Annotated in this window: 25 protein-coding genes; 10 read left to right on the top strand and 15 right to left on the bottom strand. The window is 60.5% G+C overall.

The features are described 5' to 3' along the window. Positions 1–731: 731 nt before the first annotated feature. The 7 genes from C2R25_RS02265 to C2R25_RS02235 all read right to left on the bottom strand — a co-directional run bounded on the left by C2R25_RS02265 (position 732) and on the right by C2R25_RS02235 (position 9471). On the bottom strand, positions 732–1364 hold the full coding sequence (locus tag C2R25_RS02265) for a TetR family transcriptional regulator (RefSeq protein ID WP_233203719.1): 633 nt from the start codon (positions 1362–1364) through the stop codon (positions 732–734). Positions 1365–1787: 423 nt separating this feature from the next. Next, positions 1788–2912 (bottom strand): acyl-CoA dehydrogenase family protein, encoded by a 1125-nt coding sequence (locus tag C2R25_RS02260; protein WP_103727680.1) that lies wholly within the window; start codon positions 2910–2912, stop codon positions 1788–1790. A 12-nt stretch (positions 2913–2924) separates the two neighbouring features. Then, a complete protein-coding gene (locus C2R25_RS02255) occupies positions 2925–4073 on the bottom strand; it encodes an acyl-CoA dehydrogenase family protein (protein ID WP_103727679.1) in 1149 nt (382 codons plus the stop codon). An 838-nt stretch (positions 4074–4911) separates the two neighbouring features. Beyond that, complete coding sequence (locus C2R25_RS02250; RefSeq protein ID WP_103727678.1) at positions 4912–5691, bottom strand: SDR family NAD(P)-dependent oxidoreductase; 780 nt, start codon at positions 5689–5691, stop codon at positions 4912–4914. A gap of 36 nt (positions 5692–5727) precedes the next feature. Beyond that, entirely contained in the window at positions 5728–6891 is a 1164-nt protein-coding gene (locus C2R25_RS02245; protein WP_103727677.1) for an acetyl-CoA C-acetyltransferase, read from the bottom strand. Between the two features lie 345 nt (positions 6892–7236). Next, entirely contained in the window at positions 7237–8346 is a 1110-nt protein-coding gene (locus C2R25_RS02240) for an MBL fold metallo-hydrolase (RefSeq protein ID WP_233203718.1), read from the bottom strand. Between the two features lie 6 nt (positions 8347–8352). Further along, positions 8353–9471 (bottom strand): alkene reductase, encoded by a 1119-nt coding sequence (locus tag C2R25_RS02235; RefSeq protein WP_103727676.1) that lies wholly within the window; start codon positions 9469–9471, stop codon positions 8353–8355. 152 nt (positions 9472–9623) lie between these two features. Between C2R25_RS02235 and C2R25_RS02230 the strand changes: the two genes are divergently transcribed. Next, positions 9624–10763: an acyl-CoA dehydrogenase family protein gene (locus C2R25_RS02230; RefSeq protein ID WP_103727675.1), complete on the top strand. Its 1140-nt coding sequence runs from the start codon at positions 9624–9626 to the stop codon at positions 10761–10763. Positions 10764–10811: 48 nt separating this feature from the next. Here the strand turns inward: C2R25_RS02230 and C2R25_RS02225 are convergent, their stop codons facing one another. Further along, positions 10812–11636, bottom strand: coding sequence for an enoyl-CoA hydratase/isomerase family protein (locus C2R25_RS02225; RefSeq protein WP_103727674.1), 825 nt, complete (start codon positions 11634–11636; stop codon positions 10812–10814). Positions 11637–11814: 178 nt separating this feature from the next. Between C2R25_RS02225 and C2R25_RS02220 the strand changes: the two genes are divergently transcribed. The 6 genes from C2R25_RS02220 to C2R25_RS02195 all read left to right on the top strand — a co-directional run bounded on the left by C2R25_RS02220 (position 11815) and on the right by C2R25_RS02195 (position 17675). After that, entirely contained in the window at positions 11815–13041 is a 1227-nt protein-coding gene (locus C2R25_RS02220) for an acyl-CoA dehydrogenase family protein (protein WP_103727673.1), read from the top strand. Next, positions 12950–14119, top strand: coding sequence for a trans-acting enoyl reductase family protein (locus tag C2R25_RS02215; RefSeq protein WP_103727672.1), 1170 nt, complete (start codon positions 12950–12952; stop codon positions 14117–14119). The genes C2R25_RS02220 and C2R25_RS02215 overlap by 92 nt, the downstream gene beginning before the upstream one ends. Before the next feature lie 106 nt (positions 14120–14225). Then, positions 14226–15218, top strand: coding sequence for an NADPH:quinone oxidoreductase family protein (locus C2R25_RS02210; protein ID WP_103727671.1), 993 nt, complete (start codon positions 14226–14228; stop codon positions 15216–15218). A gap of 39 nt (positions 15219–15257) precedes the next feature. Continuing rightward, positions 15258–16049, top strand: coding sequence for a crotonase/enoyl-CoA hydratase family protein (locus C2R25_RS02205; protein WP_103727670.1), 792 nt, complete (start codon positions 15258–15260; stop codon positions 16047–16049). A 30-nt stretch (positions 16050–16079) separates the two neighbouring features. After that, the gene (locus tag C2R25_RS02200) at positions 16080–16868 is read left to right on the top strand and encodes an enoyl-CoA hydratase-related protein (protein WP_103727669.1); all 789 of its coding nucleotides are present in this window, start codon (positions 16080–16082) and stop codon (positions 16866–16868) included. A gap of 33 nt (positions 16869–16901) precedes the next feature. Beyond that, positions 16902–17675 carry an SDR family NAD(P)-dependent oxidoreductase gene (locus C2R25_RS02195; protein WP_103727668.1) on the top strand — a complete coding sequence of 258 codons (774 nt, stop codon included), beginning with the start codon at positions 16902–16904 and terminating at the stop codon, positions 17673–17675. Between the two features lie 39 nt (positions 17676–17714). On the opposite strand, the gene C2R25_RS02190 is transcribed toward C2R25_RS02195, so the two are convergent. From C2R25_RS02190 to C2R25_RS02160, 7 genes are all read right to left on the bottom strand, one after another. Then, positions 17715–18482, bottom strand: coding sequence for an SDR family NAD(P)-dependent oxidoreductase (locus tag C2R25_RS02190; protein WP_103727667.1), 768 nt, complete (start codon positions 18480–18482; stop codon positions 17715–17717). Positions 18483–18502: 20 nt separating this feature from the next. Continuing rightward, positions 18503–19009, bottom strand: coding sequence for a DUF3237 domain-containing protein (locus tag C2R25_RS02185; RefSeq protein ID WP_158250603.1), 507 nt, complete (start codon positions 19007–19009; stop codon positions 18503–18505). A gap of 79 nt (positions 19010–19088) precedes the next feature. Beyond that, positions 19089–20342 carry an acetyl-CoA C-acetyltransferase gene (locus tag C2R25_RS02180; protein WP_103727665.1) on the bottom strand — a complete coding sequence of 418 codons (1254 nt, stop codon included), beginning with the start codon at positions 20340–20342 and terminating at the stop codon, positions 19089–19091. A gap of 78 nt (positions 20343–20420) precedes the next feature. Further along, positions 20421–20792, bottom strand: coding sequence for an EthD domain-containing protein (locus C2R25_RS02175; protein WP_103727664.1), 372 nt, complete (start codon positions 20790–20792; stop codon positions 20421–20423). Then, positions 20789–21457, bottom strand: coding sequence for a nitroreductase (locus C2R25_RS02170; RefSeq protein ID WP_103727663.1), 669 nt, complete (start codon positions 21455–21457; stop codon positions 20789–20791). The genes C2R25_RS02175 and C2R25_RS02170 overlap by 4 nt, the downstream gene beginning before the upstream one ends. Before the next feature lie 13 nt (positions 21458–21470). Next, on the bottom strand, positions 21471–22613 hold the full coding sequence (locus C2R25_RS02165; RefSeq protein ID WP_103727662.1) for an acyl-CoA dehydrogenase family protein: 1143 nt from the start codon (positions 22611–22613) through the stop codon (positions 21471–21473). 92 nt (positions 22614–22705) lie between these two features. Continuing rightward, a complete protein-coding gene (locus C2R25_RS02160; RefSeq protein ID WP_103727661.1) occupies positions 22706–23725 on the bottom strand; it encodes an NADP-dependent oxidoreductase in 1020 nt (339 codons plus the stop codon). A gap of 134 nt (positions 23726–23859) precedes the next feature. On the opposite strand from C2R25_RS02160, the gene C2R25_RS02155 reads away from it, so the two are divergent. The 3 genes from C2R25_RS02155 to C2R25_RS02145 all read left to right on the top strand — a co-directional run bounded on the left by C2R25_RS02155 (position 23860) and on the right by C2R25_RS02145 (position 26433). After that, a complete protein-coding gene (locus C2R25_RS02155) occupies positions 23860–24924 on the top strand; it encodes a phosphotransferase family protein (protein ID WP_199183736.1) in 1065 nt (354 codons plus the stop codon). A gap of 106 nt (positions 24925–25030) precedes the next feature. Continuing rightward, positions 25031–26044: a phosphotransferase family protein gene (locus C2R25_RS02150; RefSeq protein WP_103727660.1), complete on the top strand. Its 1014-nt coding sequence runs from the start codon at positions 25031–25033 to the stop codon at positions 26042–26044. Positions 26045–26046: 2 nt separating this feature from the next. Next, entirely contained in the window at positions 26047–26433 is a 387-nt protein-coding gene (locus C2R25_RS02145; RefSeq protein ID WP_103727659.1) for a DUF6285 domain-containing protein, read from the top strand. The last annotated feature ends 6 nt before the right edge of the window (positions 26434–26439 follow it).

Raw genomic sequence — 26439 nt, 5'->3', positions numbered from 1 at the left:
GAGCCTCGACGGCGTAGCTGCGCCCGAAACCCTCAAACGGGGCGTCACGCGAAACCACTGGCAGTAAAAAACGTGCCGGCACACAAGCCTCAGCCTATGTTGAAGCCCTCAACCAGTCGTCGCCAGCCTCATATGCAGCGCAACACCGAGTAGATGGGGGGTGTCCACTTGCATCTCGCTGCTCCTAAGTTGCCCGGCGGCACTCGCCCCTGTGCGGACGCCGCATGTTGCGTTCGGCATGAAGCAGGATGGTGCGGCCTAAGCCACGTCAAGAACGCATAGAGCTTCTACAACACGTGTCGTGGATTCGAACCCGTCCTCCCACTCGGCCTTGTAGACCGCTTGCCTGCGCTTCAGCTGCCAACAAGAGAGGTCTCCTTAGCAGGCCGCGACTAGCGCAAGCGTGCGGCAGCGGCCATTGGTACCGCGGCAGCTAGGCTCAATGTTGAACTGCCGATGAATGGTCACGGTGCATTGCTAGCCTGAGCTTTTTTCCTTTCATGTGGTCGATTAGAAAGCGGGACGGGTACGGGGTTAGATGGGCGAAAAACGCAACGCTCTTTCTGATGAGGAGCGCAGCAAGCTAAAGGGTTCTTCAAGTTGCAGATACATCCATCGGCCTTGCTGGCAGCATGTTTTCGAGCGGTGCGGTATTCCCCGCGTTTGAAAAGTCTACGAGCAGCGCTAGTGCTTGTAGTCGGTGCTGAAACAAGTTGCTTAGCCTTGATGGGTCAACTTGAACTCACCGGAGCGGCGATCCCGCTCATCACTACGCCGTAAAGGTGGTCTATAAAGCCTCTGCGCACATCATCATCAATAGTCTTTACGCCGAAAAGATGTTCCAGTTGTGCCCTTCCATGAAACAACTGATCACAAGCTCCAATGATGTGCAGGTAAAAGAACAATGGATCAACCGGTCGAAAGACACCAAGTCTCGTGCCCTCTTCCAAAATCATCTTTTGGACGTCAGCAACTGGCCGGCTGAACTCTTCTGCTAAGATAGGCCCAAACGTTTCGGAATCCTCATAAAGTAACTGGTGCATCAACCTGTTGACATATGGGTGCAAGTAGTAACTTTTCACCAATCCGCTGATATGGATTCGGAGCTTAGTTTGCGGCGGTAATTCCATTGCTGGCAGATGGCGTAGTTGCAGCAAGGAGGGTGCCAGCACTTCACGCAGAAGGCCAAGCATCATTCCAGCTTTATTTCCGAAATAGTACTTAACAAGTGCCGAACTGAGGCCACTCTTCTCCGCGATGTCGTTTAGCGAAATGTCAGTTGAACCGCGTGTGGCCATCAGCTCGCCGGCGGCGGAAAGAAGCTGCTTTCTGGTGACAGATGCTGCGCCATTAGGTTTCTTCATACGCCCACTTAACATCTGCCCAAGCGACGTACAAGTTGAAGACAAACGTGTCCGCATCTCGGGATTGCAGCGCTTGGTGGCGCCGAGATCGCTCCATCTGTGCATACCGCATGAGCAGCTTACAACATGGCAGTAGGCGATGTAATGTTACCTCTTTTTGCCTTCCTTACGGCGACGACAAGCGATGGGTGTGCTGGTGAGCTAAGGTTCGGGCCAGGCGTTGGGCCAGGAAGCGGTGTAGAAAAGCTGGCCGGTGGCTTATAGTCCGAGGCCATCACAGCCTTGCACCTCCGTATTCGCGCCCTTGTAGCGGTACGGGCAGAGCGTCGGTCCGGCGGAGGTCGAGGTGGAGCTACCCGCGCAGGCGTCTCGACACCTCTCTTGTGATCGTATGGCCGGGGTGGACCTTGATGAAGCGCGGGATCAGTAACCGTTGACGCTTGCAAGCCGGTGAGCGTGATAGTTCGTATCGCCGTAGAGTTCGGCCAATACGCGTGCGCGTTTCATAAACAAACCGATGTCGTGCTCGTCAGTCATACCTATTCCGCCGTGCATCTGGACGCCTTCCTGTACTGCGAGCGTTGCCGCCTGCGAGGCGATCGCCTTTGCGACCATGGCGTGGCGAGAGCGATCCCCTGAGCCCCCGTCAAGTTCCCGTTGGGCCTTTAGTACGGCAGCGCGTGCGAGCTCGACCTCGCCATAAAGATGCGCGGCACGGTGCTGGAGCGCTTGGAAGCTGCCGATCTCGACACCAAACTGCTTACGGTCGCGCAAGTATGCGAAGGTGCGCTCCATGGCGCCGTCTGCAAGGCCGATCAGTTCTGCCGCGGCGCCCACGCGCACTGCGTTCAATATCTCTTCGAGAAGCGCCCCTGTATCACGAGGCGGGACGAGCACGTTCGAATGTTCCACAACCGTATCGTCGAACTCGATGTCAGACACCAGGCTAGCATCGGCTAGTTGCTGCGTGCGCATCGTAATGCCGGTAGTTTCGCGTGTCACTGCCAAGAGCATTGGTTCTGCACCCGGACTAGAGCGTGCGCTGACGATCAACAGATCAGCGATGTGGGCATGCGGCACGAAGCGCTTCGCTCCATTCAGTACGAAGCCGTCGGCATGCTTGCAGGCCTTCAAGGTGATTTGATCGGGCGCGTGCTTGCTGCCTTCTTCGAGTGCCAGCGCGACGATGGCCACTCCTTCAGCGATCCGTGGAAGCCATTCGGTTCGCAAGTCGTTCGTCGCAGCTCGAAGAGCCACGACGCCGCCGATTGCGGTGGCGAGCAATGGCGAGGGCGTCAGATTACGACCGATGGCCTCCTGTACGATGCCGGCCTCAACGTGGCCTAAGCCCAAACCGCCGTCCTCTTCCGGGATCAAGGCCATCGTAAAGCCCATTTCCCCGCAGCGACGCCAGAGTTCGTGTGCGATCCCTGCTGGATCCTTGGCATCGCGCAGGCCGCGCATGTGCGAAACGGGCGCGTGTTCGTCGAAGAAGCCTCGTGCTGTGTCTTGCAGCATGGTCTGTTCATCGTCGTGATAGAGCGGCATGAAGGCCTCCTGTCAGGTGCTGGGCAGACTCAGGATACGTTTGGCGACGATGTTGAGCTGGACCTCGCTGGTACCACCCTCAATTGAGTTGCCCTTGCTGCGGAGCCAAGCTTGTGCAGAGGCGCCGGCGTCACTGCCCCCCGACCAACGCGCCGCCTCGAAGCCGCCCGCACTCATGAGCAACTCGTGCCGCGCCTTGTTGAGTTCGGTCCCGACATATTTCATCATCGATGACTTCGCTGGATGCGCGCGACCGGCCCTGAACTCATCCAGGAAGAGCTCGGAACAGGCACGGAATGCCGCGGCGCGCACGTCGAACAAGGCCATTTGACTCCGTAGCAGCGGGTCAATCTCGGATATACCAGTGGTGATTGATTCCACCTCGCCGAGCCCCATAGCGCTGATCATCTCGCGTTCGTGACCAAGCAGGTACTTGGCGACGTCCCAGCCGCGATGAAGCGTTCCGACGAGGTTCCCCTTTGGAACGACGACATCGTCGAAGAAGGTCTCGCAGAACGGAGAGTTGCCCGAAATAAGCCTGATCGGCCGCGTCGAGACACCGGGCGTTCGCATGTCGAAGAGGACGAAGCTGATGCCCAGGTGCTTGGGCGCTGTAGGGTCTGTCCGCACCAAACAGAAAATCCAATCGGCCTTGTTGGCGTAGGATGTCCAGATCTTCTGACCGTTCACTACCCAATGATCGCCTTTGTCCTCTGCTCGGGTCGCTACTGAAGCCAGGTCCGAGCCGGCGCCCGGCTCCGAATAGCCCTGACACCAGCGGATCTCGCCGCGTATGATAGGAGGCAGATGATACCGTTTTTGCTCCTCGGTGCCGTACTTCAGCAGTGCGGGACCCAGCATCCAGATCCCGAAGGAGGAGAGAGGCGGACGGGCGTTGATGCGGCTCATCTCCTCACGCAGGATCTTCGCACGCTCGGGATCGAGGCCGCCACCGCCGTACTCCGTCGGCCAGTCCGGCGTCGTCCACCCGCGCGACAGCATGGCCTCGAACCACTGCTTTTGCGCCGAGTTGGCGAAGGCGCCATCGCGCCCTCCCCAGTAAAGATCTTCGTCGGTTTGCGGTTCGCGCATCTGGAGGGGGCAATTACTTTGCAGCCATGCCCGCGTCTCTTTGCGAAACTGAGTAAGATCATCGGTCATGTTAAGCTCGCTGCTTTGAGAAGTGAGCAGGCATAGACAACCGCGCCTGCTCCTTTTGCCTTAGTCCAGTAGCTTTGGCGGATAAGCTTCTTGTACAGCTTGCCGGTGACATGTTGGGGCGACTCCTGCGTAAAGTGGACGTGCCGCGACCACTCTCTTGTGATTACGCTGGACAATGAACCGAAGACTTGTCCGCTCAACGCAATCGCTTTTGAATTGATCCGCTTAGGGAAAAAGCGATGCCGGTGTATTGGATTTTCCAAGTCCTAGGCAGCCGAACCGGCTACGTCTCGGGTTTCGAGATCGAATAACAATATCCGTCAAGCAAATTGTCGTTGGTATGTTACGCGATGCTTGATTTACGGCTCGTATCTCTCACAGCAACCGAGTCGGACAACTGAAGTTAATAAGAGTCCGCGCATCGCTGCCCTCCGGTATATACTCGTTTCCATGGCCCGACCGCTTGTTTGACATGCCATTTGATCGAAGGCCGGACCCCTGATCAGCTCACACGATCTTGAAGAATATGTACCTGTTCTCCAGCTACGGGAGCACGATGCTGCAGCAGCGTCAACCAAGCGAACACAAAAGGTGCACGACCTTTGAACGCCGCGGAGAACCGCTGGACCACGTTCTCGATGTCGCTTGCACGTGCCCCAAGGCTTCTAGGAGAATGCCTTGGGGCTGCGCTCAGGTGGAACGCTCGGGTCGAGCGCTAGCGCAGCAAGCCGAAGAAAGATAAGGTGACATCTTGGAGTTGAACGCCGTGATAACCTTCGTTTCACGGTCCGTCCAAAGCACTTTCACGACCTATACTGCGGCAGGCTGCTAGGGCGCGTCAACGCGGTGCCATCCGAATCGCGCCATCGAGCCGTACGCTCTCACCATTGAAGTACGGATTGCGAACCATTTCTATGGCGAGGCCAGCAAATTCGGCCGGTTCACCCAACCGCTTGGGGAAAGGTACCTGTGCGCCGAGAGCGTCGAGGACTGTTTGCGGCGCGCCCTTCAACAATGGCGTGTTAAACAGGCCAGGCATGATCGTGTTGACGCGAACCCCCTCCGAAGAAAGGTCCCGCGCGGCCGTCAGTGTCAAGCCCACGACACCGCTCTTAGATGCCGAGTAGGCCGCTTGGCCGATCTGACCGTCCTGTGCGGCAACGCTGGCGGTGTTTACGATTGCGCCGCGTTCGCCACTTTCGTGCGGGTCGAGCGTAAGCATGCCCGCTGCCGCTTTGGCAATGCAGCGGAACGTGCCGACGAGATTGATTTGAATAATTTTGTCGAAGGCGTCGATCGGAAAGTGCTGAATTTCACCGGTCTTCTTATCACGGCTGGCGGTCTTGATCGCGTTGCCGGTGCCCGCGCAGTTGACCAGAATACGCTCCTGCCCATTCGCTGCACGCGCTTTCGCAAAACCAGCATCAACGCTGGCGTCGTCAGTTACGTTCACTTTGCAGAAAATGCCGCCCAGTTCGGCCGCCACCTTCTCCCCCGCTTCCTCGTTCAGATCGAAAATGGCGACTTTGGCACCTTCAGCGGCGAGCGCTCGTGCGGTGGCCTCGCCGAGGCCGCTCGCGCCGCCGGTGATGACGGCAGCGGATCCTGCTATTTTCACTTCTTCATCCCCTTTATCGATGAGTGTTGTGCCGCTTTAGAGCGCTTCGATGATGGTTACGTTGGCGACGCCGCCGCCTTCGCACATTGTTTGAAGGCCAAAGCGCTTGCCCCTTGCCCGAAGAGCATAGATGAGTGTGGTCATGAGCTTGGTGCCGGATGCTCCAAGCGGATGACCAAGCGCAATCGCTCCACCGTTCACGTTTAGCTTGTCAGGATCGGCTCCAATTACCTCGAGCCACGCAAGCGGTACCGGGGCGAACGCCTCGTTAACTTCGTACAGGTCGATGTCGCCGATCTTCATGCCCGCCCGCTGGAGAGCGCGCTGCGTCGCCGGAATCGGCTCCTCCAGCATGATCACTGGGTCGCCTGCGGTCACGGTCATCGCGTGGACTCGGGCAAGCGGCGTAAGATTGTGCGCCTTGAGCGCCGCCTCGCTAACGACGATCACACCAGACGCGCCATCGCACACCTGGCTGGACGTCGCGGCAGTCAGCGTCCCGCCCTCCACTAACAGCCGAACGCCAGCCATCGCTTCAGCCGAGACATTCGATCGTACGCCTTCGTCGACGATGTGCAACTCACGCTCGCCATCCGCGTTGATAATCTCGACCGGTGTGATCTCGTCCTTGAATGCTCCGTTCTGCGTGGCTGCACCTGCGCGCAATTGGCTCTCCAGACCGAATGCGTCCAGTTTTTCGCGCGTAAAGCCGTACTTTTTCGCGATCATCTCCGCGCCTTGGAATTGGCTGAACGCCGGAACGCCAAACTTGGTGAGGATCTTGTCGCTCCAAGGGCTGACGCCATTCTCCGGGAGCGATGCGCTGCCCATCGGTACGCGCGTCATACTTTCCACGCCGCAGGCGATAACCATGTCCTGAGTGCCGGACATAACCGCCTGCGCGGCAAAGTGAAGCGCCTGCTGCGAGGAGCCGCACTGGCGATCGATGGTTACCGCGGGAACGCTGACCGGAAGCGACGAAGCAAGAACGGCGTTGCGACCGATGTGCACCGATTGCTCACCGGCCTGGGTTACGCAGCCTAAGATCACGTCATCGACTGCAGCAGGGTCGATGCCGGCGCGCTCGACAAGAGAGTCGAGCAGCAGTCCGCCAAGGTCAGCAGGATGCCAGCCGCTCAGACGACTGTTTTTGCGCCCACCTGCGGTGCGCGTGGCGGCGACGATGTAAGCTTCCGGCAATGTACGCTCCTTGGCTAATCACATGACGGACCTATAACTGCTCCCAGCATCTTAATCAATCGCCTAACTAACGGTCCGGAGATAGGTCGGTCGGCAACTCAACCCTCGCCTCGCCGCGGAGCATATTGCCGCCTAAATCAGCTCGACTGACGTGCCTCGTGACATCTAATGTTGACAACCGCGCCATGCCCTCGGATGCAATCGTACGCGTCCTCGCATCGATAAGCGCTCTCGTGAATTGAGACGATGGTGAAGCTTGCGTTTAAACGAGCTGCGCCATGTTCAGGCGGCCTGGCGCAGTGGCGCACAAATCGACGCGTGCTGATCGTCTCCCGAACAGATGCCTCACGCGTCGGTGACCACGCCCTCCCTGGACCACCAGGCGACATTCTCACCATCAAAATCTCTGCGAACGATACCGCGCGAACGCAGACAGTTTAGGTGAGCGAGGCTTTCGCCGGTGGCCATCCCCTGTAGTTCAGGCGTAATTGGGCGCCGGAATAGCGTAGTGAAGACATCGACGGCACGGTGTGGTTTCTGCAGCGCTTGAGCGAGCAGCACGAGCGATTCTTCGTGTCGGCTGGCAAGCTGCTCAACGCGCTTGTGCAATCCTATAAATGGATCCCCATGAGCAGGAAGGACCAGCACGTCATCGGGGATGTGGGTCCGAATGTGAGCGAGTGAATTGAGCCAGTCCGAGAGCGGATCGGCCTCAGGTTCGAGGGGGTGCACCGAAACGTTGGAAGAGATTTGCGGAAGAACCTGATCGCCTGAAATGAGCAGGTTCAAATCGGGGCAGTGGAGACAGGCATGCTCAGGTGAGTGCCCAGCTCCCACGACAACCTGCCAGACATGCTTGCCGATCCGGATCCGCTGCGTGTCAGTGATGCGCTGGAAGGAGTTAGGTATCGGGTAGAGGAGCTTACCGAATTCGCCGAACCTTGCCCGGTAACGATCGAGGGCCGCTTCATCCCAGCCGGCACCGCGATAGAAGTCGATGCCTTCGGCAGGCGCCTCGCGTGCGGTATCGTTGGCAAGCACACGAAGCATCAAATATTCAAGCCGCGTCATCCACAGCCGCGCACCCGTCCTGCTCGCAATCCAGCCTGCCATTCCGCTGTGGTCCGGATGCAGGTGCGTCACCAGAATGCGGTGGACTGGACGTCCCTGCATCGTTTCCGCGAAAGCCATGCGCCAGGCCTCCACCGTCTGCTCTGTGCGCATACCGGTGTCGACCACAGTCCAACCGTCGCCATCGGCGAGTGCCCAGACGTTGATGTAGCCCAGCTCCTTGCCCATCGGCATTCGCAGCCAGTGCACGCCTTCCGCCACCTCGACGGAGCGGCCATCCCCGATTTCGGGATGCGCCTTCAAGGGATAGATAAGGTTGTAGCGGTCATCGCGACCTTGGTGGGTATGAGGCGAAACGTCGGCGGCGAGCGATGCATCCTTCATTGCCGCTTAGCCACTCACCGAGCTTTGGGCAGCTTCGCTGCTGGCGGGATGAGGAGGAAAGTCGATCAGGCCTTCACCGCCGCCGCCATACCAAACTGACCGGTCGGACGTGGCAAGCGGCAGGCCCTTGCGGCAACGTTCGACCAGATCCGGATTGGCTATGAAATCTCGTCCGAACGCTATCATATCTGCCCTCTCAGCGGCGAGCGCCTCATCGGCCATGTCGAATGTGAACCCGTGATTCAGGATGATGCCACCGCTGAAGGCGCGCGTCAGGATATCGGTATCCAGGCCGCCGGGCACGTCGCGGGTGACCATGTTATTGCCTTCGATCACATCGATCCACGCGACGTCGAGCGCGTTCATGCATTCGATTACGTAGCCAAAGGTGGCTTCAGGATCACTGTCGGTCATGTCGCCTGCCGTGGTGTTCGGCGAGAGGCGGACCGCTACGCGGTGGGCGCCGACGCAATCGGTGACTCTGCCGATCACAGACACCAAGAAGCGGGCTCGGTTTTCCACCGATCCACCAAAGGCATCGTCACGGTTGTTGATTGCATCGCGCAGGAAAGAGTCGAGTAGATAGCCATGCGCGCCGTGGATTTCGACGCCGTCAAACCCCGCTTCCATAGCATTGCGAGCCGCCTGCTCATAGTGCGCGATGTATTGTTCGATTTCGTCGATTGTCAGCCTACGGGGCGTCTCGTAGGGCGCTGCGCCACTCTCGAGAACGACGCGGCCGCTGGCAGCGATTGCAGCGGGCGCGGCTGGCGGAAGGCGCTCGGGATGGAAGGAGGAATGCGACAAACGGCCCGCATGCCAAAGCTGCGCGAAGATGCGACCGCCCGCTGCGTGCACCGCGTCGGTGGTTTGCCGCCACCCGTCGATCTGCGCCTCGTTGTAGATGCCTGGCGTCCAAGCGCCGCCGCGTCCATCAGGCCTTATGGCAATGGCTTCGGAAATCAGAAGCCCAGCGGATGCGCGTTGAAGATAGTATTCCGCTTGTAATTGGCCTGGAACGCCGTCCGAGGTCGCCCGCGCACGTGTCAGTGGCGAGAAGACGATTCGGTTAGAATATAGAAGGCCACGGTGGGCAAGGGGCTCCAGTAGCCGTTTGTGGTTCATCTTCCCTCTCTTATAAGTTGCTGCCGGTCCGCCCGCGTGACCCTCGAGGGAGGAGGCGGTCGGGCCCCACAAACGGTCAGACGATCTTGCTCAATCGATTAAACAATCGCATAGCAGGTGACAACGAGTCAAAGGAAAGAGCGGGTGACGTTATGGATTTTACGCTAAGCGAAGAGCAGGTCATGCTGCAGGATGCCGTCACACGGTTTTTCCGAGAGAAGTACGGTTTCGACGATCGCCGTAAGCTCATCAAAGACGCGTCCTCGTCGCCGGAGATATGGACCGGCATCACGGAGCTTGGGATCATCGGCGCAGCGCTGCCCGAGGAGTTTGGTGGCCTCGGCGGCAGTGCTGTCAACACGATGGTTATCATGGAAGCGCTGGGAAGCGCGCTCGTAGTCGAACCTTATTTGGAAACTGCGGTGGTCGGCGCTGGCCTGCTGCGCCGCACGGGGGGTGAACGGACCCGCCAGGCGCTTGAAGCGATGCTGGACGGCAAGGCGCGTTTCGCGCTCGCATCTTGTGAACCGACAGCCCGCTACGCCCTTCATGACATTTCCACCTACGCTCGTCGTGCAGGAGATGAGTGGATCTTGAACGGCGCGAAGACGGTGGTGGATGCCGCTCCTGTAGCGACTCATCTGCTCGTGACCGCGCGCACCTCGGGCGGCCGTCGCGATGCTGCTGGGGTGTCACTCTTCCTAGTAGACAAGGCGGCTGCCGGAATAACCATGCACCCATACCGCCTTATTGACGGCCGCAGCGCCGCTGACCTTGAATTCAATGAGGTGCGCCTGCCGGCCGATGCGCTGCTCGGCCAGGAAGGGCAGAGCTTGCCGTTGCTCGAGCAAGTGCGCGACGAGGCGATCGCCGCAGTCTGTTCCGAAGCCGTCGGTGGTATGCGGCGGATGCTTCAGGACACTATCGAATACACCAAGCAGCGTCGGCAGTTCGGCCAGCCGCTCGCGTCCTTCCAGGTGCTGCAGCATCGGATGGTCGACATGTACATGGCCTTGGAACAGGCAGTGTCGGCCGTCTACCTCGTCACGCTCAAGCTTGATGCCGATCCGGTCGCACGCGCGAGCGCCGCATCGGCCGCGAAGGCCACCATCGCGCAGTCCGCGCGCTATATCGGCCAAAGCGCAGTGCAACTGCACGGCGGCATGGGCATGACCGACGAACTCGCTGTCGGCCATTACTTCAAACGCGCAACTGTGATCGAATCCCAGTTCGGGTCGCGCGATTTTCACCTCGCCCGCTATGCGAAGCTGTCGCGCGCCGAGGCGGCGTAATCGGTCTGGTCCGGTGCAGTCGCGCACCGGACCCTCCCAAGATCGGGATCAAAGGTCGCGATAGACCGGTGGACGCTTCTCGAAGAATGCCGCCAGAGCTTCCGTGGCGTCGCGCGTCCCTGCGACTAGGATCTGCTGCCGGTCCTCCATCGCCATGGCTGACGCCATGCTGGGCGCGTCGACCGCAAAATTCAGGCCGTCCTTGGTAAGGCGGAGCCCCAGCGGGTTGGTGTTCAGCATTTCCTCGGCGAGCGACAGCCCTGTCGTTAGTAGTTCGTCCTCCGGCACGACCGCGCTGACGAGGCCGACTGCGGCTGCTCGCTCGGCATGGATGAACCGGCCGGTCAGTAGCAGCTCGGATGCAACCGACATGCCCACGAGCCGCGGCAGGAGATAGCTCGAACCCATGTCGCATCCGCTCAGGCCGATACGGATGTAGGCGGCGTTCATGCGCAGGCTCGGTGCGGCGAAGCGCACGTCGCTCGACAGCAGCAGCGAGAAGCCGCCGCCGCAGGCGGCGCCCTGGCTCAGGGCGATGATCGGCTGCGGGCAGGAGCGCATGAGCTGCATGATGCGCGCGATGCTGCGTTGAATCGCGAGGCCGCGGTGGACGCGGCCGTCTTCCCCAGGCGCATGGTCCCAGGTGGTCAAGTCCGCCCCAGCGCAAAACGCGCGGCCTTCTGCGCGAAGGATGACGACGCGGATGTCTTCGCGACGGTGCAGTGTCTCGAACAGGTGGTTCAGCTCGTCGACCATCATCGCACTGAGCGCATTGAGCGCGTCGGGACGATTAAGCGAAACGATCAGCACTGCGCCGCGGCGCTCGGTCAGCAGTGTTTCGAACGAGCCCGGGGCATCGAAAGCATCGGTCATCCAGTCCCTCTCGACATAGTATCTGTTGGGGTTGGCATAAGCAGCCAGCGCGAATAATCAATTGGTCAAATAATATTTGCTGAGGCATCGCGTTGGTCTATCGTTTGCGCAGCAGCGCGCGTAGCCGCAGCGCTAATGTGCGCTCCGAGAATATACGGGCGGTGCAGGGAGAGAGGCTTTGAATTTCGAGTTCAGCAATCGCCAGTCGGAATGGATGGAGCGCATGCGGGCCTTCATGCAGGAGAGAGTGATCGCATCCGTGCCGATCTACGAGGCGCAGATGGCGGCCTTCGGCGCCGACCGTTGGCAGTTGCCCGCGATCGTCGAAGATTTGAAAGAGGAAGCTCGGGCCGCGGGCCTGTGGAACCTGTTTCTTCCTCCATCCGAGCACGAGCGTGATGGGCTACGCGGCGCCGGCCTCTCCAATCTGGAGTATGCCCCGCTCGCGGAGCTAACCGGAAGGGTCGAGTGGGCGCCCGAGCTCTTCAACTGCTCGGCACCCGACACGGGCAACATGGAGTTGCTGCTTCGCTACGGTTCGCCGGGGCAACAGGCACGTTGGCTCAAGCCGCTGATGGACGGTAAGATTCGCTCGGCCTTTTTGATGACCGAGCCCGACGTGGCGAGTTCAGACGCCACCAATGTGGAGACCTCGATTGTCCGCGACGGTGACGAGTATGTCGTGAATGGGCGCAAGTGGTGGTCCAGCGGCATGGGCGATCCTCGTGCTGAGGTCGTGATCGTAATGGGGAAAACGGATACGTCTGCGCCCAAGCACGCCCAGCAGTCGATGATCCTCGTGCCGCGGGATGCTCCTGGGCTCACAATTGTGCGGATGCTGCCGGTGTTCGGATTTGATGACGCTCCGCACGGTCACGCAGAAGTGCTGCTCGAGGACGTTCGCGTCCCAGTCGAAAACATCATTCTGGGTGAAGGCCGCGGCTTCGAGATCGCACAGGGTCGTCTCGGGCCGGGGCGCATCCACCATTGCATGCGCACGATTGGCGTGGCCGAATATGCTCTCGAAATGATGTGCCGGCGGCTTGAGGCCCGCACGGCGTTCGGCCGGAAGATTGCCGACCAGACGATCTGGCACGAGCGCATTGCCGAGGCGCGCATCGACATCGAGATGTCTCGGCTGCTCACGCTCAAGGCCGCGGACATGATGGACAAGGTCGGCAACAAGGGCGCGCAGCTCGAGATCGCGATGATCAAGGCTGCCCTTCCGAAGATCGCGTGCCGGATCATCGACGACGCGATCCAGGCTTGGGGCGGCGGAGGCGTGACCACCGGTCCCGGCCTCGCGAAGTTCTATGCAGGTGCTCGCTCGCTCCGGATCGCCGACGGGCCCGACGAGGTGCACAATCGCGCGGTCGCGCGACTGGAGCTGTCCAAGTACCGTTGAGAACGGCACGTGCCGCTGGCCTCGGCCAAGCGGGCGAGGCTTGCGAGAGGAACGAACCCTGGCGAAAATCCTGATCTATGGAGCAACCGGGTATACCGGCCGCATGATAGCCCGTCGCGCCGCAAAGCGGGGCCTGAACTTTTCCGTGGGCGGTCGGGACGCGAGCAAGGTCGTGGCGCTTTCGACCGAACTCGGGGTGGACGGTCTTGTTTTGGATGCCGACGACCGCATCGCACTCGGCGCCGCCGTGGCTGCAGCGGACTGCGTCATCAACGCAGCCGGACCCTTCGCGGCGACGGCTCGGCAGGTCATTCGCGCATGTCTAGACAACTCCGCCCATTACATCGACATAACCGGAGAGGTGGGCGTCTTCGAGCTCGCGTACTCGCTCGACGCGGAAGCACGCGACGCCGGGGTCATGCTGATGCCGGGTGCCGGCTGGGACGTTGTGCCAAGCGACTGCATCGCCTTGCATGTGGCGCTTCGCGCCACCGGAGCGGAGTGGCTGCGGATCGGGTTGGCACACATCCACGGTGTGCCCTCGCGCGGGACCCTGCGGACCGGAAGTTTGATCGGGAACAGAAAGATCGTTCGCCGCGGCGGCGTACTGGTCGACTTGGATTATTCGCCGCCGCTGGTCGAGCTAAATTTTGGACTTCGGAGCTTCACCTGCGAGCTCTTGCCGATGGGCGATGTCGTCACCGCCTTCAAGTCGACCGGCATTCCTAATATCGCGGTCTACGGGCCGAAAAGTCCGGCTTCAAGGATGCTGGAGGGAGGTTTGGAAGCATTTCCGGAAGGCCCAACCAAAGAGCAGAACGCGCGTTGGCGGGCGCTTGCGCTTGCGGAAGCCAAGGCAGCGGATGGACGGATCGTGCGCTCAGTGATCGAAACGGGCTCGGGTTATGAATTCACCGCAGCGGCCAGCATCGAGATAGCCGAACGAATCGCTCAAGGCCGATACACTTCTGGGTTCCAGTCGCCGGCTTCAGCTTACGGCGTAAGCCTTGCAACCGAGCTGGGCGGGCGCATCACGGACCTCGACGGCCAAAGCCGCCCCGCGCGATCTCGCGCTTGAAGCTCAAGCGACTTAATTCGCTCCATAACGATCATTGACTCTCTCTCTCTACAATCTTATTAGCCGGTCAATAAACGGTTGATAGAGGCGGCGGAGCGGGAATACGATGCGGGCGCTGCTGAGTCCCCAATCAGGCGATCACACGACTCTTCAACTCAGAGATGTGCCGGAGCCAATTCCAGGGCCGGGAGAGGTCCGTGTGGAGGTGGAGGCAGTAGGTATCAACTATCCGGATGTGTTGATCATCCAGGATCTTTATCAGTTTCGACCTCAGCGGCCTTTTGCACCCGGGGCGGAATTCGCGGGTCGGATCGATGCCGTAGGTGAGGGCGTTGATCGCTTCAGGGTAGGTCAGCGTGTACTCGGAGGTTCAGGCTGGGGAGGGCTCGCTGACAAGGTCGTACTCCCGGCAGACCGGTGCTTCGCCATACCCGACAGCATGCCGGCCGATGAAGCAGCTGCTTTTCTGATGACCTACGGAACTTCACAGCATGCGCTGAAGGATCGTGGCCGTATTCAGAGCGGCGATAGACTGTTGGTGCTCGGTGCTGCAGGTGGGGTGGGGCTCGCCGCTGTTGAGCTGGGCAAAGCCTATAAGGCTCAAGTGATCGCAGCTGTTTCCACTGCCGAGAAGGCCGAAGTTGCGCGTGAGCGCGGCGCTGACGCGACGATCATCTATCCCTCAGGGCCGCTCGACAGTGCAGAAGCCAAGGCGTTTACCGCTGAGATTAGGAAAATCGCCCCCGACGGCGTCAACATCGTATATGACGGCGTGGGCGGCGACTATGCCGAGCCGGCGCTCCGAAGTATGGCTTGGGACGGGCGCTATCTCGTCGTGGGTTTTCCCGCTGGCATACCACGGTTGCCGCTGAATTTGCCGCTCCTAAAAGGGTGCTCGATTGTGGGCGTGTTTTGGGGCGCGTTCATCAATCATGCGTCGGCGCAGCACGAGGCGAACGTCGCTGAACTTATAAGTCTTTACGAAGCCGGAAGAATAAAGCCGCTGGTTTCCGAGCGTTTCCCTCTTGAGCGCGGCGGCGAAGCGATCGCTCGCCTGCAGACGCGAAGCGTGATCGGTAAGGTGGTCGTCACGCTTTAGGCGGCGGCTCCGTGTCTGCAATCTTGGGAGTGTTGGCCGATGAATGATCGGGTCGTTGTTGATGTTGCCGACCATGTGGCGCATGTGCGGCTGGTCCGTACTGACAAGATGAACGCGCTTGATCCTGCGATGTTCGACGCGCTTGTCAAGACGGGTGAAGACCTGCGGGCGCGCAAGGACGTACGTGCGATCGTGTTGTCCGGGGACGGACGTGCATTTTGCGCCGGACTGGACTTGCAGAACTTTTCAGAGATGGCGAAGGGTGAGGCGCACATGGACCTCGTGCCGCGGACGCATGGCGCAGCCAACGCTGCGCAGCATGCCGTCCTGCAATGGCGGGAGATGCCCGTTCCAGTGATCGCTGCGGTACATGGCGTGGCGTTCGGCGGCGGCTTTCAACTGATGCTGGGCGCGGACATGCGCTTCGTTCAGCCCACTGTGAAACTGTCGATCATGGAGATCAAATGGGGGCTCATCCCCGATATGGGTGGGCTGTGGCTGTTGCGCGACATGCTGCGGCCCGACGTGCTGGCCGACCTAACTTATAGCGGACGCACGATCGCTGGCGAAGAGGCGCTCACGCTCGGCCTTGCCACGCGCGTGTGTGGCGATCCCCGGGCCGAGGCGCTTCTCGTTGCGCGCGAAATCGCCAACAAAAGTCCCGATGCAATCCGCGCGGCCAAACGCGTGCTCGCTATAGACGATAGCGAGATCAAGCAGCGGGTGCTGATGGCAGAATCGGTTGAGCAAGCCGCGCTGATGTCGCGCCCGAACCAGATCGAAGCTGTCTTGTCCTCACAACAGGGACGCGTCCCCGTTTTCGCCGATTGACGGCAGAGCAACTATCTTCAGGAGCCAGCCATGGAATACAGCAAGATTCAATTCGAGAAGGCCGGTGATGTCGCCATAGTGCGTCTTAACGCACCCGAAGTCCTCAACGCAGTCGACATGCAGATGGTCGAAGAGCTTCACCATGTGCTCGACACTGTCGGCAATACTGCGCGGGCGCTGCTGCTGACCAGCGTTGGACGTGCTTTTTGTGCCGGCGCGAATCTGTCAGGCGATCTTGGCACAGTTGCTGAGGATGGGTTGCCGGACGCCGGCGCTGCGTTGGAGACGAGCGTCAACCCGCTAATGGTGAAGCTCAGCCAATTGCCAATCCCATTCGTAACGGCCGTGCGGGGCGCTGCTGCTGGAGTTGGCTGCTCCTTTGCGCTTAGCGCAGACATGATCATCGCCAGCGAAAACGCCTATTTTCTTCAGGCATTTGCGCGCATCGGCTTGGTGCCCGATGGCGGTTCGAGCTGGCTACTGACGCGGGCAATTGGGCGCGTTCGTGCGATGGAGGTTATGCTGCTGGGCGAGCGTCTGCCGGCAGAAAAGGCGCTGGAATGGGGCTTGATCAACCGAGTGACGCGCGATCAGGACCTCGATCAGGCGGCACTGGATCTCGCTGCTGCCTTGGCCGCGGGTCCGACGCGTTCACTGGGATTGATCCGCAAGGCAGGTTGGGCGGCAGCAGAGCAGGATTGGCAGCAGGCGCTGGCAACCGAGCGACGCCTGCAGCGCGAAGCTGGTCGCACGGGCGATCATCAGGAAGGTGTGGCGGCGTTCATCGAAAAGCGGCAAGCGCGCTTCACCGGCGCCTAAGCTCTGCTCGAATGTAAACCAGAGGAAGAGTGGATGTCGGGTTTCAGTTTCGATCTAAGCGGCCGTACCGCGCTTGTCACCGGGGCCTCATCGGGGCTTGGCGCACGTTTCGGGCGTATCCTTGCGGCGAACGGTGCCAACGTGGTGCTGGCCGCTCGTCGAACCACGCTGCTTGAAAGCTTGACGGAGGAAATCCGGCAGGAAGGAGGCCAAGCAATCGCGGTACAGATGGATGTCGCCGACGAGGACTCAACGCGCGCTGCTTATGATGCGGCGGAGGCGACATTTGGAACCGTAGACACTATCATCGGCAACGCTGGTACCAACATCGAAGGTCTAGCGCTCGACGTGGAGGCGTCGTCGCTTGATGCGATTTTATCCGTAAATGTGCGCGGGCTCTTTCTTACCTTGCGAGAAGGGGCACGACGACTGATCGCGGCGGGCTCTACAGATCGACAGAACGGAAGAATGGTGATTATCTCTTCCGTCACCGCCCAGTCGATCTCGCCTGGGACGGGTCCGTATAGCGCATCGAAGGCGGCCGCCCTGCAACTCGGCCGGGTACTGGCGCGCGATTGGGCAAATCGCGGCATTAATGTCAATATGGTGCTGCCCGGCTACATCCCTACCGACATCAATATCGATTGGTTCGCAAGTGAAGGCGGCAAGCGCCAGATCCAGAAATGGCCGCGGCGGCGGCTAATGGGTGAGGATTCCCTCGATGCTATGCTGCTGTTCCTCAGTTCCGATGCGAGCCGTTTCGTGACCGGGAGCGCTTTCACTATCGATGACGGACAGACGCTATAGCCCGGTCAAAATAGAATAGGTTGACCGTGTGTTTCTATGCTATCGGACGGCGAAGCCGCCATCAATCAAAAAGAAGCCGCCGGTGTGATAGGCACTCGCATCTGACGCCAGGTACACGGCAATCCCGCCAAAGTCTGTGCCTTTACCCCAACGCTTGAGGGGAATGCGCGGCAGGATTCGCGTGGTCGGCATGTCCGTATCAAGGTGGGGGTTCATGTCGGTGGCGATGAAGCCCGGCGCCACAGTGTTCGCCCGAATGCCGTGCGGTCCATGCTCGACAGCAAGCGAGCGCATCAGCGCGGCAATTGCCGCCTTGCTCGCGGAGTAAATCTCTGCGCGTGCCATTCCGAAGACCGCGCCGAGCGAAGCCACTCCGATCAGAGAACCGCCAGGTTCACCTGCCTTCGCCCGCTCCACCATCAAGCGGCAGCCTTCTCGCAGCGTCCAGTAGACGCCATCCAGGTTGACGCCGAGTATATCGCGCATGTTCTCGGTTGTGGACTCGGTGAACCGCTCCAGCTTGCCGCCGACCCCAGCGTTGGCAATGATTGTGTCAACCCGACCGAACTCGTCGCTTAAGGTATTCATCCCGGCGACGACCTCCGCCTCATTCGCGACGTTCACGGTTCGAGCGCTGACGCGAACTGGGAATTCAGAAAGTTTCTCCAGCGCCTGCGCGTTACGATCGGCGTTGCTGCCCCAAATTGCGATGTCAGCTCCATGTGCGGCAAGTGCTTCTGCCATCGCGAAGCCGATGCCGCGGTTTCCCCCGGTGACCAGTGCCACCTTGCCCGTTAAATCGAACATGTTCGGCAAGCGCCAGCTCCTTATTCTGCTTGGTAGGCAAACAGCGCGTCGGCATTCGCCAGCCCGACGGACTTGTCTGGGATGCAGTGATACATCAAATATTCGACGCCGTCCGTTGTGCCCCGGCCTTCCGTGATCGCCATGACGTGGTTGAGCCAGGCATATCGGGGATGGCTCGTTTCGAAGCGTGGCTGCGTGACGAAGTAGGTGTCGCCGAAGTCGACGATCTCACCTCGCTTGTATCGCTCCTTGGCAGCCGCATCGGTGTTTGCCACACCAAAGTACTGCACGAAGATATTTGCGCCATCTTCAGTGACAAGGACGAGGCGCACGTCGATGTGGTAGATGCCCTCGGCGTCAATCAACTCGAATTCGCCGCCGACCGGAGCCACCGTGCCACGTATGCGCGGTCCTTCCACGGTGCCGCCGGCGAGAGCCCATACATTACGCCGACCCTTCGGGATTAAGCCGATTGGATAGCGCTTGCCCAGGTTGATGCTCACGCGCAGCAACGGCTCGAGCCGCATTGTTCTGTCCCTCCCCAATGGCGCCTGTATCGCGAGCGGCCGGGCGACATCGCACGTCCGGCCGCCCATGAGACGCGTTCTAGATGCGTTCGATGATGATAGCAGGCGCCATGCCGCCAGCGGCACACATGGTCACGAGTCCACGCTTCAGGTTGCGGCGTTCCAGCTCGTCGAGCACGGTCCCGATGAGGATCGAGCCGGTTGCGCCGATTGGATGGCCTAGCGCCATAGAGCCGCCATTGACGTTCACCTTCTCGCGGTCGAGATCCAAATCACGAATGAACTTCTCCGCGACCACTGCAAACGCCTCGTTGATCTCCCAGAGATCGATATCGTCGATGGTGAGGCCTGCCTTTTCCAAAACCTTGCGAGCAGCGGGCACTGGTGCGTTGAGCATCAGGGTGGGGCAGTCTCCCACATTTGCCGTGGCGACAATGCGGGCGCGCGGCTTCAGCCCATGCTTCTCCGCATAGCTCGGAGAGGCGAGCAGGATTGCGGCAGCGCCGTCCACCACGCCGCTCGAGTTTCCGGCATGATGAAAGTGCTCGATCTGGAGGTCGGGAAACTTTTGGTTGATCAGCTTGCGGAAGGTGGTCCCCTCATTATCGAGCGGCACGTCGGCCAGTTTGGCGAACGAAGGCTCCAGTGCTGCGAGATCGTCAGCAGTGGTGTTTGGTCGGGGGAATTCCTCGCGGTCAAGCGCCAGGGTGCCGTCCTCCTTGTAAACCGGTACCACACTGCGGTCGAATCGACCTTCTTCGATTGCGCGAGCGGCGCGCTTCTGACTCTCGAGCGCCAGCGCATCGAGCGCTTCGCGAGTGATGCCTTCCATGCTGGCAATCGCGTCGCCGCAGATGCCCTGGTGTGACTGCGGATGCGCGGCCTGCAGTCGCATGTTGCCCGATCCCATGCCGAGCTGGGGCAGTCCGGCCGCGGTCTCGTCTCGTGCCATCTGGGCCGTCAGCGACATCATCTCAGTACCGCCAGCTATGACCAGATCTTCCTGGCCGCTCATTATTTGGCCTGCGGCGAGGCTGACGCTGGTGATACCGCCGCCGCAAAAGCGATCCAGCGTCACACCGCTAGCCTTAGTGTCGTAACCTGCATCAAGCGCCGCCATGCGAGCTAGATCGCCGCCCTGTGGGCCTTTCTGCGCCGAGGTGGACCAGATGATATCGTCGACATCCGCTGTGTTGAGATTGTTCCGCTCAGCTAACGCCTTGAGAACGGTGGCCGCAAGATGTTGCGGGTGCATGTCAGCAAGGGCTCCCTTGCCGACCTTGCCAATGCCGCGCGGTGTGCGCACCGCGTCAATGATATACGCCTCGCCCATCAATGATCTCCTGGAACATGCAAATGTGTCAGAGATCATGTACGCGGCATTATTTAATCAAGCAACTAACAATCGTGCTCAGCTGAGGACTGCGTTTTCCTGGTAATAGAAGAGCTGAGAGCGCGGGAGATCGATGAAGCGCCGCTCGTCCTCTAGAAGCTCCCGCCCGGCCTTTCGTCCCTCGGGCGTGTTGCCCACGGCCTGGATAGCTTCGACACTGTCGAACCACAGCTCAGCGACGCCGTCGTAAGGTGGTACCTCCCCTTTACGAGCCGCGATAGCGGGCTGAAGCGCGGTGTTCTCGAACATCGAATTCTGCACATAACGTCGGATGCCAAGTATCGGCGCGCGCTGCGCTACGAGCGGAGCATGCCGATCTCGCCAGTAGCTTTGAAATTCCGTAAAGCTGAGGCTCGGACGCCGGCGCAGGCAGAAGATGATCTTGATCATTGGTGAAACCGAACGAATTCGCTTAAAGGTGCCCGCTGCGCAACTAAACCGTTTGCGGGCTCCTCTTCGTCCTTCCAACCGATGGACATGCCGGTAAATAGCATGTGCGCCGGTGGAACCTGAAGAAACGTCTCGAGTGTGCGCGGATAGAGCGCCCAACACTCTTGCGCGCATGAGTCTAGGCCCTCTTCGCGCAGCAGCAGCATGAGCGTCTGCAGGTACATTCCCAAGTCCGACCACTGTGGAGGTCCGTGAGCGCGGTCGACATAGCAGAAGAGGGCAACAGGTGCGCCAAAACACTGGAAGTTGCGTGCAAACCATTGTGCGCGCGCAGCCTTGTCCTCACGCGGGATGCCCAGGCAAGTGTAGAGCGCTTCACCGATTTGAAAGGTACGTGCGCGATAGGGATCATCAAGTGTACGAGGGTAGATATCGTATTCGCTGCCCTCGCCAGCCGGCTGATCAATGACCTTTGCGGTCATGACGCGTTTCAGTTCAGTGAGCCTATTACCGCTCACGACATGAATGTGCCAGGGTTGAATATTTCCGCCCGAAGGAGCTGCCGAAGCCTTGCGAAGCAAGGCTTGCAGCAGACCCATGTCTACGGGTTTATCGAGGAAGCCCCGAACCGACCGGCGGGTGCTGACAGCTTCGCTGACGTTCATCGACCCGCTCCCTTCATATTGAGCGGGCCACAACTTCCTTCATGATCTCGGACGTGCCGCCGTAGATGCGCTGCACGCGTGCGTCGCGCCACAAACGCGCGATCAAATATTCGTTCATGTAGCCTGCGCCGCCATGCAACTGCAGCGCCTTGTCGCAAACTTCGAATTGCAACTCGGTGTGGAAGAGCTTGGCGGCCGAAGCTTCTGCCGTAGTCAGCTCGCCTTGGATATGCCTCGCGATTGCCCAGTCAAGATGCGCCCAGCCGGCTTGCAGCTTGGCTGAGAGCTCCGCGAGAGTGAAACGCGTGTTCTGAAAGTCGAACACCGTCTGCCCGAACGCCTTGCGGTCTTTGGTGAAGGAAACCGCTTCGTCGAAGGCGCGCTGTGCGCCGCCCTGTGCGGAAATGGCGATTCCGAGGCGCTCCTGCGGAAGCTGGCTCATCAGATATACGAATCCGCGCCCTTCATCGCCGAGGATATTGGAAGTCGGCACGCGTACATCGCTGAAAAATAGCTCTGACGTGTCTGCAGCCTTCTGACCGATCTTGTCGAGGTTGCGACCGCGTTTGAAGCCGGCCCGAGTGGCCTCGACCAAGATCAGCGAAATGCCTTTCGCGCCGGCAGTCGGATCGGTCTTCGCGACGACGATGACCAAGTCGGCATGCTGACCGTTCGTGATGTAGGTCTTCGACCCGTTGATTACATACTCGTCGCCTTCCTTGCGCGCGGTCGTCTTGACGCTTTGAAGGTCCGAACCGGTTCCCGGCTCGGTCATGGCGATAGCTGTGATCGCCTCACCCGAGATCATCTTTGGCAACCAGAAGTGCTTCTGCTCTTCCGAGCCATAGTGAAGGATGTAGTCTGCTACGATGTCTGACTGTAAGGTGATGCCGACCGTCGCGCCTGCGTATGCCAGTTCTTCGTCGATCACGGCATTGTAGCCGAAGTCGAGGCCAAGACCGCCATACTGCTCTGGCAGAGTGGGGCACAGCAGACCCGCTTCGCCGCAGGCCAACCAGAACTCGCGACTTACGATGCCTTCTTCTTCCCAGCGATCGAGATGAGGCAGCATCTCGCGCTCAAAGAATTTACGGACTTGATCGCGGAAAGCGTCGTGGTCCTCGTTGAATGCCGTTCGTGTGGCCAAATTAAGCACGATATCCTCCAGCTTCGGCGCCTCGCATGCTGCGCCACTTGGATGCCCGCATGCCTTTAATCAGGCGAATAATCAACGTCCGACTATGTCGTTCAGGTCTCCGGCGAGATGCGGACCATCAGCTTGCCATCGTGATTGCCCGTGAACAGGCGATCGAGCGCCGACGGCGCGTTCTCCAGCCCGTCCACCACATGGTCCTTCCACTTCAGGCGACCCTCCGAGACCCACTGCGACAGATCGGTGTAGGCCTGCTTGGCCTGGGCCATGTAGTCGATAACGATGAAGCCTCGTATCGTGAGTCGCTTCATCAGCACGCGGCCGAAATCGGTCGGCCCGGCGAGCGGCCCCTCTTCGTTATAGCCCGAGATCATGCCGCACAGCGACATACGCCCGTGCAGGCGAAGCCGAGAGAAGACAGCATCCATGATCGGTCCGCCCACATTTTCGAAGTTCATGTCGATGCCGTCCGGGCACAGCCGATCAAGAGCCGCGCCCACATCCTCGTTCTTGTAGTCAATGGCGGCGTCGAAGCCGAGGTCGTCCACGATCCAGCGGCACTTCGCCTCGCCTCCCGCGATGCCGACGACTCGCACACCCTTGATCTTGGCGATTTGGCCAACGACGGACCCCACTGCCCCTGCGGCAGCCGACACGACCAGCGTCTCCCCCGGTTGCGGATCGCAGATGTCCAGGAGGCCGAAGTAAGCCGTGAGGCCGGTGGGACCTACTACGGAGAGGTGCGCGGTGAGCGGGACCCCCGAGGCCATGCGCACCCGGCGCGTCGCCCGCTCGTGCGAAATGCAGTAAAGCGCCCAACCGCCTTCGGCTGGCATGACAATGTCTCCGGGCGCAAACCGGTCGGACCGGCTCTCCTCGACCACGCCGACCGTGCCGCCGCGCATAACATCGCCGACGCCCACCGGAGGGAGGTACTGCTCCCGGTCGCTCATCCAGATCCGGTTGGTCGGATCGAGCGATAGGTAGATGTTGCGGATGAGCAACTCGCCCTGCGCGAGCTCGCGAACGGGCGTTTCCACAAGCTCGAGGTCACCGGCTGCGAGATTTGCGGTCGGTCGGTGCTTCAATACAAATGCGCGATTCATGTGAGCCATGGCCCTACCCCCTTGTCCGCCCCGGGCCACGAGCGAGCCGGGATTGCCGCGCGAAGAGTGAAGACTTTGCGCACGTTGATTCGCGTTTGATTTATCGACTAAGCAGCAGATCGGTCAATGATGGGAGAGTCGTGATGGTGGACGCGGGCACTACGATGGCCGATGTCATGGCGGTTCACCGGTTCGATCCCGAACCGCTGGAAGGATATTTGCGCGAGCGGATCCCCGGATTCGGTGCCGGAATGAAGGTTAGTCAGATTCAAGGCGGAGTGTCCAACCCGACCTTGATGATCATGGCCGAAGGTGCAGACGGGCCACAACGCTATGTCTTGCGCAAAAAGCCCCCCGGAGCCTTGCTGCCCAGTGCACACCGGGTCGATCGCGAGTACCGCGTGATGAAGGCTCTTGGGCAACAAGGGTTGCCGGTCCCGAAGATGCGGCTCTACTGCGATGACGACAGCGTCGTCGGCACTGAGTTTTTCGTCATGGACTATCTCGAAGGCAGAGTGTTTCGCGATGCGCGCCTTCCGGACCAGTCGCCTCAGGAACGCAGCGCGATCTATGACTCGCTCAATGCGGTCCTCGCGCAACTCCATCTGATCGAGCCTGAGGGCGCGGGACTTGCGGATTATGGACCGGCCGGAAGCTATTTCGAGCGACAGATCGGGCGCTGGACGAAGCAGTACCGCGCGGCGGAGACCGATCACTTGCCCGCGATGGAAGAGCTGATGGCGCGGCTGCCTTCGGCGATCCGGGGCGACGACAGCGTCCGGATCGCGCACGGCGACTATCGACTCGAGAACGTGATGTACCATCCTACCGAGCCGAAGATCATCGCCGTCCTCGATTGGGAGCTCTCTACGCTGGGCCATCCGCTCGCGGACATCGGTTACAACGCGTTGCTATGGCACCTGCACGATCCCACCTGGGGAACCCTGGACGGCGTGGACCTGGCGGCCAGCGGCATCCCGAGCGAGGAGGAATATGTCGCCGCCTACTGCCGGCGAACCGGCCGCGATGGGATCGAGGGCTGGCACTTCTATCTCGCCTTCGCGATCTTCCGTTTGGCCGCGATTGCGCAAGGTGTCTACAAGCGGAGCCAGATGGGCAACGTTGCGACGGATCGAGTGATCGAGAACGGCACCAACACCCTGGCAGAACAGGCTCTCGAGATCTTCAACCATCCGCGCGACATCTGAGGCCGCCTCGTCCAGGGGCAACCGACATCGGCATGCCGTCAAGCGCACTTAGGGGCCGCCACGCGGCAGTCTGCAATCAACCAATTGGGGGCGTGCATCAGCTGACATGACTACGAACGTCGAGAACGTGGCGCCCGCGGCGCTGGATCAGGAGCGACTCGCGGCGCTTGCTGATCGCCTTGTTGAAGGGGGCGGTGAGGTGCGTAACCTCCGCCGTTTGTCCGGCGGGGCGAGCCAGGAGACATGGGCTTTCGACATTGAGGCGCAGGGCAGGCGATCGAGCATGATCCTACGTCGTGCGCCGGGCGGCACCTTCCAGCACGAGACCGCCGCCGGGCTGGAGACCGAGGCCGCTGTCATTCGGTCGGTGGCAGCGCACGACGTGCGAACGCCGCCGCTGTGCTACGTGCTCGATCCTGAGGATGGCCTGGGCCGGGGCTTTTTCACGCGGCATGTCGATGGCGAGACGATCGCGCGCAAGATTTTGCGGGACGATCAGTTCTTGGATGTACGACCGCGGCTTACAGGCGAGTTCGGCTCCATTCTGGCGCGAATTCACGGTGTGCCGATTGCGGATCTGCCGTCGTTGCGCGCTGGAGAACCGGCTGACGCGCTCGACCTGATGAGGCGCGGCGTCGAAGAGCTCACCGGTCCACGTCCGGTGTTCGCGCTGGCGATCCGCTGGCTGGAGGACCGTCTGCCCAACCCCGCTCCCACGTGCCTCGTGCATGGAGACTTCCGCCTAGGCAACCTCATCATCGGACCTGACCATGTCAGAGCCGTCCTCGACTGGGAACTGTGCCATCTCGGCGATCCGATGGAGGACCTTGCCTGGCTATGCGCGACGCCCTGGCGCTTCGGTCAGGTGGATCGCCCAGTCGCGGGGCTGGGCCAGCGCGAGGAGCTGTTTGCGGGATACGAGGCGGCCGGAGGAACGGTGGACCGCGCCCGCATGCGCTGGTGGGAGGTGCACAGCGCTTTGCGCTGGGGCGTCAATTGCGCCTCGATGGTCGCAGTGTTCCGCGACGGCATCGATCGTTCGGTGGAGCGAGCGATGATTGCGCGTCGCGCATCGGAAAACGAGATCGACCTTCTCCGTCTCATCTATCTGGGCGACTGACGATGCAGGATGAACCCACAGCAATCGAGATACTCGCCTCCGCTACGGCGTTCCTGCGGGAGGAGATCCTGCCGAAGTTGGCCGGCAACGACGCCTTTCAGCTTCGGGTTACCGCTAACGCCCTTGATCTGGTGCGTCGCGAGCTGATGGTGCCGCAGTCGGACAAAGACGGGGAGAACGCCGCACTGGCCGTGCTGCTCGGCCAGGAGGGCAGCACAGAGGATCTGATCCGTGCGCTTGCTGCTGGCATTGCCGATCGCACGATCGATCCGGCCCGACCTGAGGTCGAGGCTTGTCTTTGGGCAATGACGGAGGCGAAGCTGGACGTCGACCAGCCCGGTTATGCAGGGCTGACACGCGCTCGCGCACTTCGCGGCAGCGACAACTGAGTCACA

Origin of the sequence: Novosphingobium sp. HII-3, assembly GCF_002916655.1 — a bacterium.
GTDB classification, from domain to species: Bacteria; Pseudomonadota; Alphaproteobacteria; order Sphingomonadales; family Sphingomonadaceae; genus Novosphingobium; species Novosphingobium panipatense.
This window is presented reverse-complemented; position numbering and strand designations above follow the sequence as displayed.